General features: G+C 54.7%; 11 protein-coding genes. 3 read left to right on the top strand and 8 right to left on the bottom strand.

Going from position 1 to position 17,664, the window contains the following annotated elements:
• Positions 1-57: 57 nt before the first annotated feature.
• Positions 58-1,533 (bottom strand): FAD-dependent oxidoreductase, encoded by a 1,476-nt coding sequence (locus IDH41_RS08405; protein ID WP_190859991.1) that lies wholly within the window; start codon positions 1,531-1,533, stop codon positions 58-60.
• Positions 1,534-1,788: 255 nt separating this feature from the next.
• Between IDH41_RS08405 and IDH41_RS08400 the strand changes: the two genes are divergently transcribed.
• Both IDH41_RS08400 and IDH41_RS08395 read left to right on the top strand, forming a co-directional pair.
• Positions 1,789-2,265, top strand: a complete 477-nt coding sequence (locus IDH41_RS08400) for a YqeG family HAD IIIA-type phosphatase (RefSeq protein WP_190859990.1) — start codon at positions 1,789-1,791, stop codon at positions 2,263-2,265.
• Between the two features lie 25 nt (positions 2,266-2,290).
• The gene (locus IDH41_RS08395; protein ID WP_190859988.1) at positions 2,291-2,449 is read left to right on the top strand and encodes a hypothetical protein; all 159 of its coding nucleotides are present in this window, start codon (positions 2,291-2,293) and stop codon (positions 2,447-2,449) included.
• A 58-nt stretch (positions 2,450-2,507) separates the two neighbouring features.
• On the opposite strand, the gene IDH41_RS08390 is transcribed toward IDH41_RS08395, so the two are convergent.
• From IDH41_RS08390 to IDH41_RS08360, 7 genes are all read right to left on the bottom strand, one after another.
• The gene (locus IDH41_RS08390) at positions 2,508-8,153 is read right to left on the bottom strand and encodes an S-layer homology domain-containing protein (protein ID WP_190859985.1); all 5,646 of its coding nucleotides are present in this window, start codon (positions 8,151-8,153) and stop codon (positions 2,508-2,510) included.
• Between the two features lie 100 nt (positions 8,154-8,253).
• The gene (locus IDH41_RS08385) at positions 8,254-9,870 is read right to left on the bottom strand and encodes a response regulator (protein WP_190859983.1); all 1,617 of its coding nucleotides are present in this window, start codon (positions 9,868-9,870) and stop codon (positions 8,254-8,256) included.
• A gap of 19 nt (positions 9,871-9,889) precedes the next feature.
• A complete protein-coding gene (locus IDH41_RS08380; RefSeq protein ID WP_190859981.1) occupies positions 9,890-11,659 on the bottom strand; it encodes a sensor histidine kinase in 1,770 nt (589 codons plus the stop codon).
• 107 nt (positions 11,660-11,766) lie between these two features.
• Positions 11,767-13,374, bottom strand: coding sequence for an extracellular solute-binding protein (locus IDH41_RS08375; RefSeq protein ID WP_190859980.1), 1,608 nt, complete (start codon positions 13,372-13,374; stop codon positions 11,767-11,769).
• Positions 13,375-13,459: 85 nt separating this feature from the next.
• Complete coding sequence (locus IDH41_RS08370) at positions 13,460-14,323, bottom strand: carbohydrate ABC transporter permease (RefSeq protein WP_190859979.1); 864 nt, start codon at positions 14,321-14,323, stop codon at positions 13,460-13,462.
• Positions 14,324-14,333: 10 nt separating this feature from the next.
• Positions 14,334-15,239: an ABC transporter permease gene (locus IDH41_RS08365; RefSeq protein ID WP_190859978.1), complete on the bottom strand. Its 906-nt coding sequence runs from the start codon at positions 15,237-15,239 to the stop codon at positions 14,334-14,336.
• Positions 15,240-15,440: 201 nt separating this feature from the next.
• Entirely contained in the window at positions 15,441-16,571 is a 1,131-nt protein-coding gene (locus IDH41_RS08360) for a glycoside hydrolase family 88 protein (RefSeq protein ID WP_190859977.1), read from the bottom strand.
• 112 nt (positions 16,572-16,683) lie between these two features.
• Between IDH41_RS08360 and IDH41_RS08355 the strand changes: the two genes are divergently transcribed.
• Positions 16,684-17,571, top strand: coding sequence for a helix-turn-helix domain-containing protein (locus IDH41_RS08355; RefSeq protein ID WP_190859976.1), 888 nt, complete (start codon positions 16,684-16,686; stop codon positions 17,569-17,571).
• Positions 17,572-17,664: the final 93 nt, after the last annotated feature.

The raw sequence follows: 17,664 nt of genomic DNA, 5'->3' as shown, positions 1-17,664 counted from the left end.
TTTGCCGGATGTTATCGATGTATTCTACCAGTATACCAAATCCGGTCTACAAAAGCGCTATTGCCCTGCGGGCTCAAACGGCGCTTCCGAGAAACGGGGCAGCAGCTCTTCCAGAATCGTTTCGATAGGCCGGCCGTCTGCCGTCGAAAGCGATGCAAGCAGCCGCTTGCCTTCATCCGAGGCGGACAGCACTCGGGTGGCCGTCTGCGGGTTAAGGATATGGCGGGGCGATACGGACATCGTGTTCACAGCCCAATAAAGGCCATACGACTCCCAATCCGGCTTGCTGACGGCATGCTTGAAAAAAAGCTCCATATATTCGCGGCTGAACGCATCCCCCGCCCGGGAATCGGAGCCTTCGTATTCGACGCCTTCCCACCGCAGATCGGCCGTGCAGTTCAGCCAAAAGGCGGGCTCTATCGCTTCTTTGATCCGCCTAAGAACGCCGCGTTCCCAATCGGGCCCGGCACTCCCGCACCGTTCCCGAAGGCAAGCTTCCAAAATTTCCGCCTCGATCGCGGCCATGGTCATGCCTTGGCCGAAAATCGGGTCGAAGATGCAGTAAGCGTCTCCCAGAGCCAGCAGCCCAGCCGGCCAGCGACTCATTTGCTCGTAACGATGGCAATATAATTCCGGTACGCGGAAGCCTCGGGGAGCGGCGATCGGATCGAGGTCGCGCACCATTTCCGAAATAATGGGACTAGGAAGCTGCGCTAACGCCCGTTCGAATTCGGCGGCATCCGTTGGCGGGTAAATACCTCCGGGGCGATAAAGCAGCACCTCGGCTACATGATTTTCGATAAAAGACAGAACGCCGGTGAAGCTCCCGCTTGCAGGCTGCCCCTGAAGGTTGATCACGTCCCATTTGTCGATCATAGAAGTCATAGGCGAAGGCACTTTATACCGCATTGTGCTGTATCCGAGAGCCACCTTCAACAGATCCGGCTTCGGCACCTCGTATCCCAAATCCGCAAGCCAAGCGGCAAGCTTCGAGGAGCGTCCGCTCGCATCGATGACCAGATCGGCCGTTACAGCCTCTCCGGTTCCGGATCGGTCGCGATTTCTAACCTGAACGCCGATAACGGCCGAACGGTCCGCGGTCGTCGTCAACCGGATCACTTCATGCCTCGGCAAGAAGCGCACGTTAGGGATCGCTCTCACCCGTTGGCGTATGACCCACTCCAGCATGGCTCTGCTGAATTTCCGATCGTCCCGGTCATACTTCATCTCCAGGGTTCGGTACTCGTTCATGAAATAAATGGCTTTGTTCAGCGAAGACGGAGAACCTTGCGTCGCCAAATCATCCTCGTATCCCGGAAAGAGCCGCTCCGTGATCGATTTGCCTCGAGCCGTGAAGCGATGCGGATGGAAAGCCTGCGGGGTTCCGGAGCGAAGCTCCGGCCCGTCCGGGAAGTCGTCCTTCTCGACGATAAGCACCTCTTCCGCATGATCCGAGAGGACTCTTGCCGTCATTAAACCGGCCATGCCTCCGCCGATTACGATAGCCTTGCGCATATTGGAATAAGTTGTCATGTCATGATTCCTCCTTATAATAGATTGATCGAGTCAGTCAATGATCGTACAAAAAAATGTTCCGATAGGAGTTGCTCATTTGCGTTAGATTTTAGATTGACTCGTTCAGTCAATGTAATTCTATAACGTCTCCGCGTCGCTGTCAACTCTATTTTTACAAACTCAATCCAACAGAAAAGGAATGAAAAATGAAAATAAAGGAAACCTATTTACGACTTGGACATGTTTTTTACGAAAAGTAAGGAGGGGAGCCTTGTGACCATATTCAAGCCTTCGCAAATTGCGCGTTCCATCCATGAGATAGACGTGAATTCGCTGCGCAGGGCGGGGATTAAAGGAATAATCATAGACTGGTCCAACACTTTAATTCCGTCGAATGCCGCGTCCGCATCGGATTCGATGATAAAATGGCTAAACGACCTCAAGTCCCGGTACGCGATGAGGCTGGTTATCGTCTCGAACAGCAAGCCTCCCGCGCAAGGAAACGAACTGGTCAATGAGATTCCGGCTTTGTTCGAAGCGGGTAAACCGAAAAGAAAGGCATTTATGGCCGCATTGGATATACTCGGAACGCGAAAAAACGAGACGGCGGTTATCGGCAATGGGATTATTACCGATTTATGGGGCGGAAACCGGCTCGGGATGTATACGATTTTTGTTTCTCCTTCATGGACGAAGCCCCGGTTTGTAGGTGCAATGAAACGGATACTGGTAAAAGCGCTTCGAATATAAACGGCGGCAGGAAGGATTGATGAAGATGGATAGCGAGAAAGAAACCGTAAGCGAACGTCCGCTTTCGGACAAATCGGAGATTGAACAAGCAAACATTCGAATGGATCGCGAGTTTTACGGGGATCCGGACATCGAGCATCCGGAAGAGACGACGGTTCCGTTCGTGAACCGCAATCAAAGCTGACATATCCAGGCTTCAACAGGCAATTCGAGGAGGCTCCTTAAGAGCCCCCTCCTCGATATTATTGCGCTTTGAACTCGTTCCGCAGCCTCATAATCAGCGCGATTGCTTCCGCCCGCGTTGCCAGGGCGTTCGGAGCAAACAGGTTGCCGTCGCGGCCTTGAATCAGCTTCTCGCGAGCGGCAGCGGCTATGGCCCCCTTCGCCCATGCGGGGATATCGCGATCGTCGGCAAAATCGGTTGTCGCGGCATGATCGATCGAAAGCTTGGCCGCTCTGACAATCATGACCGCGATTTCGGAGCGGCTGATCGGCCGATTCGCTCCGAAGTTATTATCCGAGTAACCTACAATGATTTCCGCCTTCGATAAGCCCGCAACTGCATCCTTCGCCCATGCAGGGATCGCATCGGCGTCTGCGAATCGAAGCTCCTCGGCATTCTCTTCCGTTTGCAGCGCTTGCGAGAGCATGACGGAGAACTCCGCCCGCGTCACCGCACGATTCGGCTTAAAGGTTCCATCCGGAAAACCGCTCGCGATGCCGCTTGCGGCTGCCTGCTTGATCGCTTCCGCCGCCCAATGTCCCGTTATGTCGTTGAAGCTGATCTCTGTGCCGTCCGATGCGAGTACGGCGAACTTCGTGAAGTGGTCCGTCATGACCGAAATCCGGCTCCCGTTTACCTCGCCGCCAAGCTCGACCCATACTTTCTTCGCTTCATCGTAGTAATGGATAGCAAGCTTCTTCCCCTCATGCAGCGACGGATTAATCGTTAGCGTTACCGTAACGGCTTGCCGGAACTTGCCCGGTACATCCTTCAAAAACTCATATACTTCGCTGGCTAAGACGAAGCCCGCCTTTGGCGTCCATTCATTTAGCGCTTCTTCGTCTTCCACCTTGGTTATGGAAATCGTGTACTTGCCTGGCATCGCGCCTGCCGGCAGCTCCACTTTTGCTTCGTTGTTCAAGTTTGCGGTTCCCGCGCTTCCGGCCGCGACGGACAGCCGACCGTCAAGCGCCGGCGGATTGCCCGTATCGCCCTGGTTCCCCGGATTTCCCGGGCTATCCGGGCCATCTTCGATTTCCCATTGCAATAGTACCGGAAGCCGCTGAGGAAGCGTCAGCTTGCCGTCTTCCAACAACGACCCGTTGATCAAGTCGACCGCTTGCTCAACCTTCTTCCCGTTCCAAGAGATGGATACCGTCCGGGAAGCCGATCCGTAGTTTGCCAAGTTAAGCAGCCATTTCCCATTATGGAGCACGCTTCGCCACTCGACATCGGCCACCGGCTTATTCGTTTCTTCGTCGAACACAACCACTTCGTTCAGGCGGTCGTAAAGGCCGGTGCCCATGAACCATTCCTTGAGCTGATCGGTTGTCAACGCCTCCTCCAAGACCGTCGCCATCCCGAACACGGCATCGCGGGTTGCCCCCTCAAGCGATTGGCCGTGTTCGTCCATCACGACGGAATCGTCGCCGACTATGACCAATTCGCCTCCTGCAGCCCCAAACGCTTTAAGACGCTCCAAAGTCTCTCCGTCTGCATACTGCATATGGGGGACGACTATTGCTTTATACGATCCGGTCTTTCCCTCTTTCAGCTGTTTTTCCGTAATAAAGCCCGTCTTTACCCCGCTTAGGCTGATCGCCTCGTAAAGCTTCCTTACGGATTCCGGGTAATCGTCCCGAACATTGTAGAGGACGGCGGGCAGACTGTACAAAATCGCAATCTCGGCATCGTCGTTCTGGAAAGCCGACACCTCGTCGACCAAACGGTTAAGATCGAGATTCGTCTTGCCCACAATTGCCGCAACGTCGGGCCGATGCATGACGCTGCCTGCAATTACGCTGCTTGTGTCGTAAGTGCGGTCCCATACCCACACCGTCGAGCCCGAACGTCCGTGAATAGAGCTCTGCCATAGCTGCGTGTTCACGTGCATCGCTTGCTCCGGCCCATAATAATCGTCGCCGTCCGGAATGACATGGTGTTCGGAGTTGAACACCGGGGCTTTCTTCAGGGAAGTCTGGAAATCGTAGAACATGAACTCTCTGATATAATCCTTCTTCCCGTTATCCAAATAGCTGGAGGCGTCGTTGCCGTTGATTTGACTTAGCTCCGACATCCTCTCGAAATCGACGCCCCATCTGTCGCCGCCCAGTATGCCGTTCATGACCTTAGACTGGACGGGCAAGTTCGGCGCGACGTCATGGATAATATCCGCCATCCATTGATGCCATCCCGTGAACACCTGATTATTATAAATAAACCAATCGTAATACTCAGGCGTCGAGGCATATTCCGTCGGCATGATGACCTCATCGAACGAGGCATAGCCCGCACCGTACACCTGGTTCAGCTTCCCGATATCGTTATGGTATAGCTCTCTCAAATAAAGACGAAACTTCGGCGTATGATAATCCCGATCCTCGCTCGTGGCGTAAACCGGCTCGTTGGTCATCGTAATGCTGTGGAGTGAGGGATAATCTTTGATCAGAGGAATAATCGTCCTTAAATAGTCTTCGATGATTTCTCTGGCCTTCGGATGATCGAAATTAAACTGGATGAATTCCGTCGCGTTACTGTCGAGCTCCGGCCACTTCTCCTTCGCCCAATCCGGGAAGTAATGCGGCGACAGCAGCAAATTAACCGCAATGTTATGCTGCTTCGACCTCTCCAGCACCTGCAGGATGTCGTTCTCGATTTTGCTTGCCGACGTGACGTATCCCTTCGATTCGTCCGGCGCATCGTCGTCGAAGCCCGGGAACTTGAGCAGATTTTCCGTGTCGCCGGCCTTCGTCATCGTCAAGTCGTCGAACCATACCTTTCCGGCATCTTCCGACAGAATCAAGAACGGCATCGACGTCTCGTTCGCGCCGGTCGTATATTCGACCGTGACCTCCGTCCAATCAAAGGTTCCGGCAGGAACCGGCTGCCGCTTGCTCCAACCGCGGCCTCCCGGGAACCACACCTTGCCCGCTTGATCGCCTTTTACCCACGCTTTAATGATATATGGCGTATTGGGGGCGACAGGCACGTTTTGCGAAACCGTTGCAAACGTATTCGGCGCCATCGGAGTCTTGTTCTCGATAAGCAGCGATCCTTTGCCGCTGCGCTTCACTTCGCGGTCGACCGTGAGGTTCGCTTTGACCCCGTTTACTTTATTGGCCGACCAAGCCGACCATGCTTCCGAAGGCACGATGACCGAATTAGGACCGATTTCGACCTGGATCACATTTGTTCCGTAATTCTGGAAAACCGGTATATCCCTTCGTGCGGAGTCGAAATGGCCGTAACCGGTAAAGATGACCGGTCCGCGGGTCGTTCCTCCCGTAGAAGGATCGAATTTATCCGCTTCAAACCCGTAATCCTTAATGCCGATCCGCTCCGTTCCCGTACGATAACGCGGTACCGGCTGCGGTTCCAGAGAACCGTTCAAATAACCGCTCAGCTTTGTCATGGATTCGGCGTACAACCGCTCGAGCTCATTGGCGACATAAGCGGCACGGTCAATCAGATTATGACTGACATCGTCTTTGCCGTATTGGATAAAATGCCGGATTACGGTAGCGTTAACCGTCTCATAGTCCGTCGTTATCCCCTTCGCCGCAGCCTCCGCCAACCTGGCATCAAGCTGAGGAAGCTGTGAGGCAATGGCATCGAATCTGCTGTTCAATTGGTCATTGGATTCATAGACCGTGAAGCTGTTCACGTGCGTTGCCGATTCGCCCGTTTCCATGTTCTTAACCGTGACGGCAACCGCATGCTCGCCGGGAACCGGAAAAGCCTTCTCGAGCGCTATCCTTACGGCTTTGCCTGCCGGCACTGCGATTTCTCGCCGTAAGTCAAGCTCAGGCGACTCGATTTGCAAATTAACGTCCGAATCGCCGAAATTCATGAGATCCAATGTCGTTTTATATAATTCATTGCTTCGGAATATTTCCTGCTTGTCCAGCCATGAGAGCCAGGCAGCGTCTTCGGCAACGAGACGGCCCGTCCCCATTTTCGTTGCATCCTTTCCCATGCCGATGCCGTCCGTCCACTGAACATATCCTCTCCTTACGCTGCTGTCGTTATCGTTCAGAAGAATCGTGAACCGAAAATCATCCGCCGGCTTCTCGTCAAATATCGCTTTCCAAGGAAACTTGGCCTCGTACACCGTCTCTTTGGCGGACTCGTCCCGTTCCGCTCTAAGCGTTACCGAGCTTGCCGGCAATGTCGCGGAGCCGCTCAGCCACCGCCATACGTTAGGCGTTTCGGATTCGAGAACGGTCAGGCCGTATTCCGTTTCATACGTTACGCCATCGCTGCTGAACCCGAGCTGTATGCTGTCGCCGTTCCACATCGCGGCATCCGCGATACCTCTATGCGTCTGATCCTTAACGACAAAATTCGCATACAAATTTTCGTCGTCATAAGCAAATTTGGCATTCAGCGACAAGTCATTCTCGCCGTTCCAGCCGGGCAGACGCAGGTGCTTATCGGCATTAACGGGGAGTGAAATGGCCGGAATCGCCGCCCATTCGCCCAGATCGCCGTCCACGGTTATTGCGGCAACCTCGGATATCGGCAAATAGCTTTTTTCGCCCAATGATTCGATCAAACGATTAATATCGACGGGAGCTTCGCCGACGGGCTCCGGCTCGGGTTCCGAACCCGGCGGCTCCCCCTCTTCAAACCCCGCGTTTTGCAGCAGATTTTCCGTACTTCCAGCCTTCGTTACCGAAAGCCGGTCAACCCATAAATCCGCCGTAAAATCCTCGAAATAAAAAACAAAATCCGCCGACGTTTGGCCGGGATTCGTTCGGATCGTCATCGATTTCGACTTCCAATCATAGCTGCCTTTAGGCACGTAAGCACGGTCGCCTTTGCCGCTTATACCGAACCAATTATCTCCTACGTTCTCTCCTTTTACGCTTGCGGAAAGCGTATATTCCGTATCCCCTTCGAGCGCAAGAGACTGCCTGATCACATAAAACGTATGGGCCGTTTTGGAAGTGTTGTTCGTCACGTATAGCGAACGGCTGCCTTCGTCATAGACGCTGTCGACGACGGACACGTTAATGTCCGGAGATCCGCTCCGGCTTCCGGTCCAGGGCGCCGCATACTCGAACGAAGTATGCACAGGCTTTTCGCCCTGCTCGAACCCGGCGTTTTGCAGCAAATTGACGTGGTCCCCGGCCTTGATGACCGTCAAGTCGTCGATCCAAAGCTCCTCTGTCGGACTTTCCGTGTAAAAAACAAAATCCGCAGTATGCTGATCCTGATTCGTACGGATCGTCATCGATTTCTGCGTCCAATCGTAATTGCCCTTCGGCAGGTAGACGCGATTGCTTTTGCCGGACAGGCCAAACCAGTTATCGCCGACGTTCGAGCCCTTCGCCTGTGCCGACACGACATAGTCCGTATCCGGCTCGACAGCCATCTCCTGCCGGATGACGTAATAGGTGTTGGCGGATTTCGCCGTGCCGTTCGTTACGTACAGCGACCGTTCCCCTTCCGCAGATACGCTCTCGTCAACGCGTGCCGCGGCTTTGATCGAACCGCTGGTCTGTCCCTTCCAGCCCGGTATGGAAGCAAGCGGGAATCTTTCGGACGTCCCGGCATTCCCGGCCCCATTGACTGCAGAGGACCCTAGCGGGGACATCAAGGAGATCATAATCAAGCTAACCGTGAGCAAAAAAGCAAATGATTTACGCCAATGCTTTATCATTGTATAAAACGGCTCCTCTCGCGATTTTGATAGCGCTTACTTTTAATTGGTTATACTCGGGCGGCTACTGGCTCGCCCGACAGGTCAAGCCAATACCCGCTCATCCGTTCTTGGCATACCGCAGCTTGAAGTCCTTCGGCGTCATCCCCGTCTGCTTCTTGAACACCTCGCTGAAGTAGGAGCGGTCCTCGTAGCCGACCGCTTCCGCCACCTCTTGAATCGAATCGTTCCCCGCCAATAGCAGCTTCGCTCTTTCCATCCTCTCGTTCAATACGAATTGCATGACGGCCTGGCCCGTCACTTTTTTGAACAGATTGGCGAAGTAGCTTGGGCTGAGGTGCACCCGCTTGGCATAATCGGCGACCGATTCGTTCACATGCAGGTGCTCCTTCATGTATCGCTTCGATTCGTCGATAATGCGCTGCGCTTCCTCCCGCTGCCGCGATTCGACGATCCCGCAGCCCAGGCTGCACAATTCCTTGATCAGCCGCTGCATGTCCCGAATCGTCAAGGCATGATGCGTCAGGCGGTTTATTTTGTCCTCGAACGGCAGCTTCTCCGGTCTGGCGATCCTGTCCGCTGCCGCTTTCTGTATCGCAAGGGCCAGCTCGAAATAGAGCACCTTCGTTTGGTCGGGGCTCGGATAGCCGTGCATGCCGTCCCATTCCATAAAAATCTGCTCCAATGCTTGTTCCGCTTTATCCGAATTTCCGGAACGGATGCTGTAGAGCAGCTCTTTTTCCTTATGCTCCGAATAGACGGGAGGCGCCTGATGCTTCCCGTGCTCGATGTCCCTGAAATCGAATACGCTGTTGCCGCCGGTATAGAAGTTATAAGACAAGGCTTCCACGGATTGCCGGTATGCGAGCGGAATTTCCGATTTCGCGCGCGCGACTTGGCCGACGCCGATCGAAATGGTGCATTTGGAAAACCGAGCGACGTTACGGAGGCATCTTTCCGCGACGGCCAAAGGCTCGTCCGGGTCTTGAACGTTGACGATAGCGATAAACCGGTTTACGCCGTCCCGGAATACGATGCCTTTCGTAGACGCGAGTATCGTTTCTTCCGCAATATTTTGCACCGCGAACCGGTTCAGCTCGATTTCCTTAATCGTCTGCTCGTTGCTGGCGCCGGGCGGGCGGTCGATTTCGATCGCAAACACCGCGAAGGGACGATCGTCCAGGTCGATTTGCAAAAAATCCCAACGCTGCGCCAGCGTAGACGGATCGGCTGCATAACGGACGAGCAGGTTCAAATATTCCTGCCTGAGCAGCGGTATGCTTTCCTTCAGCTTGCGCTCCATGTCGCCCAGCCTGACTTGATCCGCCCTCTCCTTCAGGACCGAATCTCTGGCTTGCAGCACAATGTTCAGAAATTGCTTGGAGGTAAACGGCTTGAGCACGTAATCGAAGGCGCCGAGCTTGACCGCTTGCTGCGCATTGTCGAAGTCGCTGTACCCGCTGATGAAAATAATTTTACTTCCGGGCAGCAGCTCGGTTATTTGCCGGGTCATCTCGATGCCGCTCAGCTTCGGCATCCGAATATCCGTTACGATAATGTCCGGCTTCGTCCTCCTAAGCAGCGCAAGTCCGCCCTCGCCGTCGGTTGCCGTGCCGGCAATTTCAATGCCATGCTCCGCCCAATTCAATTGATTGACGATCCCGTTCACCACCGTCTTGATGTCGTCAATGACAACCATGGAGCAGGTTTGGTCCATCTTTGAAGCACTCTCCTTTTTATTCATGACGGTCAATACCGGTTTCCAGCGGAAGGAACAGCTTGATTGCGGTCCTCTCGAAAGGTTCGCTTTCCATCGTCATTCGCGCGTCGTTCCCGTAATACAGCAGCAATCGGTTATACACGTTTCTCAAGGCGTAACCGCCGGATCTTGACGGGCCGACGGTCAATTCGCGCATGACCGCCGCCGCGTCGAAGCCCTTGCCGTTGTCCTCGACGATCAGCTCGAGATGGGTGGCCGACGCGCCGACCTCAATCCGTAAGCTTCCGTTGCCGACGGCATCCTTAAACCCGTGGAGAATTGAATTTTCGACCAAGGGCTGCAAGAGAAGCTTTAGGATCGGACGGCTCAGCATGTCATCATTCGGAACGATCACGGTAAAATCGAACACATCCTCGTAGCACTGCTGCTGAAGCCGCAAATATTGCGTCACGTGGTCGATTTCCTGCCTTACGGTCGTCAGCTCCTTGCCGTTGTTCAGGCCGAGCCTGAACAGCAGCGAGAGGGACACGATCATTTCCCTCACGTCCTCATGCTCGCCAACCTCCGACTTCCACAAAATCGTGTTTAACGTATTGTACAGAAAATGGGGATCGATTTGCGATTGAAGCGCCTTGATCTCCGCTTTCCGTTTGTTCGTTTCCGCAAGCTTCACATCGTGAATCAGCGTGCCGATTTCCTCGAGCATCCGGTTGAACCGCTGTCCGACCTGCGCGAATTCATCCTTGTACGCGCTCTCATACCGGACCGTCAGATCGTTTTGCTCCGCCCGCTTCATCAGATTTTGCAGCTTGATCAGCGGACGGAGCAGCAGCAACGTCATTTTTTTGGAGAGGAAGGCGGCAAGCAGCACGAACAGAACGACCGTCCCCGCGGTTATCCATTGGATCAGATGAATCTCCTTGCGCAGCTCCCCGATCGATTGCACGTTAACGACCATCCAATTGTCGGGAAAGGAAATCCGCGCATAATTGACCAGATAGGAGCCGCCTTGGTACCGGATTTCGAAATGGTCCCGGTCGGCCGCCAGCTTTGATTGGAATTCCGCTTGCATCGCGAGCGCTTCAAGCGGCGTGTCATGATCGATGACCGGATCGCCTTGCGCGTCGAGCAGGATGATTTCGCCGCTGTCATCCCCGATATTGTCCAACAGATAGCTCCGCAAGTACTCTTCCTTCACATTGGCCATGACGTATATGCCGTCGTAGACCGATGACGACACCGGTCTTGACAGCAGGGTCAATACTTTCGCTTTGCCGGCGAAGTAAGGGTCCTCATGCGATTCGATCCATACGGGCGTCCGGGTGCGGCTTACAAGCTCGGTCATCCCTTCGTCCAATGCGGCGCCGGCGATCCGCTTGTCCGCTTCGACGTAAAATTCCCCGATCGGGGAATGGACGAGGACGGCGGCGATGGCGGGCTCTATCAGCTTCATTTGGTAGATGGCGTTCTGCAGCGAAGTATTAAGCTCGAAACGTTCGTAAGAGGATAAGCTTGCGCCGTTGCGGACAATATCGGTCAGCCGGTTGAACGGCTCGCTCATCGTGAACGTGGACACGGAAGTCCGAACCTTCCTCAGCTTCTCCTCCAGCGCTTGCGCCGACTTGTTGATCATGCTCTGGCTTAACGCCATCGCCTTGTTCTCCAGAATGCGGGAGGCGGCATAATAGGAAGTCACCCCCGCGATCGTGACGGAGGCGGACACGAATAACACGAACGACAGCCATATCCGGTTTTTGAACGAGCTTGCGTATAGCCAGGACTTCAATTCAATCGCTCCCGATGCCTGATTTTTCTGTATCATATAATAGGAGACAGCAGAAGGAAAGCGGGGAAGCCTGCTGCCTGGCTCCCCCCTTGGAACAGGAACCTGGATTACCCGTTCTTGTATCTGTCGTATGCGGCCTGGTAAATGCTCAGCAATTCATCCATTTTCATTTCTTTCAACCGGGCCCGGAAGGCGTTGAAGCTTGCCTCGACCGGCTCGCCGCCCATTACCCATTTCTGGGACGTCTCGCTCACATAGGTCTGAATCGGAGGAAGAATTTCCTTCAGCCGGTTCTGCTCCTCCGCCGTGTAGCTTAGTATGGGAAGCTGGAACTCCGTATTGATGTAGCCATTGTCCTGATACAGCTTAATGCCTTCGATCGCAATTTTATTGGACCACTGCTCCTCGTAAGCGAAGTCCTGCCATGCTCCGATATTCAGCTGGGCGCCGTAGTCGGAAATCAGATAGTCGACGACCGAAGGCTGCTTCAGCACTTCCTCCTTGAACACCGGCTTGCCGTCTACCATGGTGTACGTCTCGTCTTCGACGCCGAAGTTGAACAGAGTGCGGCCTTCCGCCGACCACCAGAAGTCGAGATATTTCATAACCAGCTCCGCATCCTTCGCTTCGGCCGAGATCGCCCAGCCGGAGCCGTTCATCGTATCCCGCTTCGTAACCTCCTGCACTTTCCCGGAGGAGCTTGCGGGCGGGGCGATCGGAAGCAGACTGAAGCCGGGGATGCTTCCGCTCATCGTCGTATTGAAATTGGAGGTGCTCGCGAACCAGTCGTGAACGGAGCCGCCCGAATTGCCGGCGAACAGAACGTCCCTTGCCGTATTTCCGCGCGTGAAAATCTCCTTGTCGATCAGCCCTTCCGCATACCACTTGGCGATGTTGGCCATGCCGTCCTTGTAAGCCGGGTCATAAGGTCCGTAATGTACGGCGCCGTCCTGAAGGTAGAAATCGTGGAAGGAGTCCCACAGAGGCAGCAGGGCGTACACGCCGATCAACGGATTTCTCGAGAAGAACGGGATTTCGTCCTTTTTGCCGTTGCCGTTCGGGTCCTTTTCCTTGAAGGCGGTCAACGCTTCATAATAGTCGTCCACCGACTTCGGCTCGGCAAGCTTCAGCTTGTCCAGCCAGTCCTTGCGGATGAACCAGCCTTCCTTGCCGGTTCCGTCCTGAACGAACGGAACGACGTAAATATTGCCGTCGGCCGCGGTAATCGCTTTCTTGATATCCGGCCGCTCCTCCAGAAACTTGTTGAAATTCGGCGCATGGCTTTCAATCAGCTCGTTCAGCGGGTGAAGCGCCCCTTCCAGCGCGACCGTGTTAAGATCCGCCGTTTTGTAAGCGATAATGTCGGGCAGCTCGCCCGAAGAGAGCATCAAATTGTAGGCCTGCTGATCCTCGCCGCCGGGAGGCGCTACATTTTGCACGCTGACGTTCGTCAGCTCCGCGGCCTTCTTGAACACCGGCATGTCGCCGGTTATCTGAAACCTTTTGTCATAATAGAACAGGCTTAACGCAACCGGCTCGCCGCTTAGTTTGGCGGAGCTCCCCGCCTCTTCCGAATTCGCCGCGTTCCGCGCTTCGTCCGTTTGCGCCGGGGCGTTTGGCTCCGCTTCGCCTTGTCCGCTGCCGTTTGAACAACCGGCCATCAGCGCCGCAAGCAGCGCGATTGCCGCAATGGACGGCTTAAATCTCTTTTTCACATGCATTTCCTCCCTTTTATGTCGTTCGCGCATTACTCTATGTGATCGTCGGGCAGCTCTCGCCGCCCCGCTATCACCGGCAGGGCTAGCCCTTTAAGGAACCGATCATGACGCCTTTTACGAAATATTTCTGAATAAACGGGTATACCGCCACGATCGGAACGACGGCAACGATAATCGTCGCATAGACGATCGTCTCCCCCACGGTGAAGGCCGAATCGGCCAGCATCGTATCGGTCGGCTTCATCTGTACGACCAGCCGGTTCAGCAGTACCTGCAGCGGAATTTTATCGGGGTCCTTCAGCAGGATCATCGCCCATAAATAACCGTTCCACCTGGCAACCGCATAAAATAACGCAATCGTCGCGAGCGCCGCCCTGGAAAGTGGAAGCACGATTCTCCACAACACGCTTGCCTCGCCGGCCCCGTCCATGCGGGCGGCTTCCTCCATCTCTTCGGGGATCTCCTGGAAAAAGGTTCGCAATATGATGACGTTGAAGGTCGTAATCGCGAATCCGAGAACGATGGCAAGACGCGTATCCAGCATATCCATCGACCTGAAATTCAAATAGGTCGGAATCATTCCGGCTTGAAAGATCAACGTAAAGGCGATCAGCATATTGAATAGCTTGCGGCCGAGCAGTCTCCTCTTCGAAAGGGCGTAAGCGCCGCAAATCGTAAAGGCCATGCTTGCGAGCGTGCCTATGACCGTGTAATAGACCGTGTTGGCATAGCCCGTCCAAATCGCCTGCTCCTTAAAGACGGCCGCGTAGGCGTCCCATGTCAGATCCTGGGGAAGAAAAACGACTTCGCCCGTGACCACCGCCTCCGGCGAGCTGATCGAGGCGAACAGGACATATAAGAAAGGATACAACGCGGCGAGCGCGCAAATCGACAAAACGACGTAGTTGACGGCATAAAAAATTTTTTCTCCGCGGCTTTCGGTCATCTGTAATCACCTACCATAATCCGTTTCCGGTATATTTCTTGCTGAGCCGATTGGCGGCTATAATCAGAACGAGTCCCACGAGCGAATTAAACAGTCCGACCGCCGTCGCCATATCGTGCCTTCCGTTCAGGATGCCTTCCCGGTAAACGTAAGTGCTGATAACGTCGGCCGCGTTATACGTCGCCGGCTGATAGAGCAGAATGATCGCTTCGTAACCGACCTCCAGCAAGTCTCCGATTCGCAAAATAAGCATGATCATAATCGTGGGCAGAATGCCCGGCAGCGTAATATGAAGCGTTCGTTTCCATTTGCTCGCGCCGTCCATGACCGCGGCTTCGTACAATTCGGGATTGATGCCCGCCAGCGCGGCGATATAGATGATGGCCGCAAACCCCGCTTCCTTCCAAATGTTCATCGACACGAAAATCGTCCGGAAATATTCGGGAACCGCCAAAAAGTAAATTTTCTCCAAGCCCAGCTTCTCCATCACGAGATTTACCAATCCGCTTGAAGGCGACAGGAAATTCGTAACGATCCCGCAAACGACCACGATCGAGATGAAATGCGGCAAGTAAGTGAGCGTTTGCACCGATTTCTTGAATACCGCGTTCTTCACTTCGTTCAGCAGCAGCGCCAGAAGGATCGGAGCGGGAAAGGCGAACAGCAAGCTGTACAAGCTGATCAACAGCGTGTTCCTCAGCACCCGGATGAAATAATCGCTTTGCAGAAACAATTCGAAATGATGCAGTCCTGCCCATGGACTGCCATCGATTCCTTTGAACACGCTATAGTCCAAAAAGGCGATTTGCAGCCCGTACATCGGCTTGAACATAAACACGGCGTACCAGAGCAGGAACGGAACGAGCAGCGCATACAAAAATTTGTCCCGCTTCAAGGATGATAGAGCCCTTTTCATAACAACCTCCAATTGCTGAATTCTTGGCGTGTCTTCATCGTATAGGAAGCGCGCCGGCAAAGGTACCCGAAATCCTAGCATCCGAGGGGGGAAATTCTACTGCGATCGACCGCTTCCAAGGCAACCAAAATAACCCCCTCCTGAGAGGGGGCTTAAAGCGGAAGTACGCTTTCCCGGCTTTTCGTCCTGCAATTGTCGATGTTAACGCTCGTACCAGTATCCGGGAATGCCGGCTTCGAGCCGAAGCAGCGCTTCAAGGAAGAAGTAATCGCCCCAAATGACGAAATCGTCGGGCGATATGCCGCCCCTTACGGAATACGAGCCGTGCCGCAGGAAACCTTCCTCGGATGCGTCGCCGGCCGTAAAATAGCGGTCGACCAGGGAGGACATCGACTGCCGGACGGCCGTATCCAGCCATTCGCGATCCGGATCCCCGTCCGGCAAATGCTCAAGAAGCTCGAGCATGCCGCAGGCGGCAATCGCGGAAGCCGAGCTGTCTCTCGGCGTGCCTTCGGCCTGAGGGGCGTCGAAATCCCAATAGGCGACATGGTCCTCCGGCAGATGGGCGATGAAGTAGCGCGCCAGCCGCTTCGACGCTTCCATGAATTGCGGTTCCTTGAAATAGCGGTAAGCGAGCGCAAAGCCGTAAATGCCCCATGCTTGCCCGCGGGTCCACGTCGATCCGTCCCTGAACCCTTGATGCGTCCCGCCGCGTACGGCATCGCCCGTCTCCTGGTCGAAATAAAACGTATGGTAGGAGGAGTCGTCCCCCCGCACCAGGAAGCGTCTGCTCTTCTCCGCGTGGATGCGGGCGGCGTCCGCGTATTTGCGGTCGCCGGTCTGCTCGGCCGCCCAGTAGAGCAGAGGAAGATTCATAAGACAATCGATGATGATGCGGCCGCCGTTGTCCGGATCGCCCTTCGGCCCCCATGCCTGGATCAGCTGCGAGCTCTCCCTCCACCGCTTCATCAGGACGTTCGCGGCTTGCAGCGCAACCGCCTTCGCCGTCTCGTCCTTCTCCAATATCCACTGCGCTTTGGCCGACAGGGAATAGAGAAACCCGATATCGTGATGCTCCAGATGACTATGCTGCGCAACCCTCTTCTGGAAAGAAGCCGCGCTTCGAACGGCCGCCTCGCGAATGGCGGGGTCCTTGCCGTACTCGTAGCTCAGCCATAATATCCCCGCCCAGAAGCCTTCCGTCCAATCGGTATGATCGACAAGCCGGTACTTGCCGTCCCCGTTGCTGACGTGAGGAAACTTGTCCTTAAAGCGGGATAGATTCGCCTTTGTCGTTTCAATCGCTTGCTCGATGGCGGATGACCAGTTCATGATTGCCTCCTATTGTTTTGTTTTGCTATCTGCCTCTATTATAGGAGCAAACGAACGTTGATTTGTTGTGTTATTATATAGGTAAATTGCGATTCGGGGAGGGAACGGCCGCATGGCTGCGTTCGATCGGGTTGAATTCGGGCATCACTCTTTTTTCTGCACGCACAAGCTGATGTCCGAGGGCGCCCACTGGTTTCATGCCCATCGGGGCATTGAAATGCTGTATATTTACGAAGGCGAAGGCGAAGCGATGCTGGAGGGCAAATCGTATCCGTTATCCGGCGGGACGCTGATCTGGGTCCAGCCTTACCAGCTGCATCTCGTCGACGTGCCGTCCGGTCCCGCTTCGGTATACGTGCGCACGAATCTGACGTTCGATCCGCATCTGCCAGCCGCTTATTTGACCCCGTTCCCCGGTCTCCGGCGGTTCTACGAACGGCTGTGGAAGGGAAATCTGCCGATTCAGGTGTTTTCGATTCGCGATGCGGAAGACGAGCTCTCCGCCATCCTGCTGGACATGCATCGACTTCGCGGCGAGCCTTCCGAGGAACGGGAGGAGGGCTTCGGCCTGCATATGCTTCGATTGCTTCAGTTCCTGCAGCGCCGCGTATTTCCGGAAAGCCCGCCCGGGTCCCAAGCGAATCCGCGGGCGCTGAAGCATGTGGAGAACATAACGGATTGGCTCGAGACCAACTATAAGCGCCCCTTCCGCTTGGAAGAGCTCGCAAGCGACCTGTTCCTCTCTCCCTATCATCTGTCTCACGTGTTCAAAGCCTGCACGGGCATTTCGTTGTCGGACCATCTGACGTTTCGCCGGATCCGGGAAGCGTGCAAGCTGCTGGCGAACACCTCCATGCCCGTCCGGGAAATCGCGCGGGAGGTCGGCGGGCTGAGCCCGGCTTACTTCTGCCAAATGTTCAAAAAAAACAAAGGCGTCACGCCCGAAAACTATCGCAAGGCGATTCGCAGCCGTCAGGAGACGAACGAGGAAGAGAATTGACCGGACTTTCGGCGGTACGACGGTATAACCACGGTATAACCACGCATATTGACTTACGCCTAAGTAGTAACTATAATAGTTACAGGATACCGG

Source organism: Paenibacillus arenilitoris, from assembly GCF_014705655.1.
Lineage (GTDB): Bacteria > Bacillota > Bacilli > Paenibacillales > Paenibacillaceae > Pristimantibacillus > Pristimantibacillus arenilitoris.
This window is presented reverse-complemented; position numbering and strand designations above follow the sequence as displayed.

What these genes read in the sequence shown, in the direction of transcription:
- IDH41_RS08405 (WP_190859991.1), bottom strand. Translation starts at nt 1,533, where the DNA reads ATGACAACTTATTCCAATATGCGCAAGGCTATCGTAATCGGCGGAGGC.
- IDH41_RS08395 (WP_190859988.1), top strand. Translation starts at nt 2,291, where the DNA reads ATGGATAGCGAGAAAGAAACCGTAAGCGAACGTCCGCTTTCGGACAAA.
- IDH41_RS08390 (WP_190859985.1), bottom strand. Translation starts at nt 8,153, where the DNA reads ATGATAAAGCATTGGCGTAAATCATTTGCTTTTTTGCTCACGGTTAGC.
- IDH41_RS08385 (WP_190859983.1), bottom strand. Translation starts at nt 9,870, where the DNA reads ATGGACCAAACCTGCTCCATGGTTGTCATTGACGACATCAAGACGGTG.
- IDH41_RS08370 (WP_190859979.1), bottom strand. Translation starts at nt 14,323, where the DNA reads ATGACCGAAAGCCGCGGAGAAAAAATTTTTTATGCCGTCAACTACGTC.
- IDH41_RS08365 (WP_190859978.1), bottom strand. Translation starts at nt 15,239, where the DNA reads ATGAAAAGGGCTCTATCATCCTTGAAGCGGGACAAATTTTTGTATGCG.
- IDH41_RS08360 (WP_190859977.1), bottom strand. Translation starts at nt 16,571, where the DNA reads ATGAACTGGTCATCCGCCATCGAGCAAGCGATTGAAACGACAAAGGCG.
- IDH41_RS08355 (WP_190859976.1), top strand. Translation starts at nt 16,684, where the DNA reads ATGGCTGCGTTCGATCGGGTTGAATTCGGGCATCACTCTTTTTTCTGC.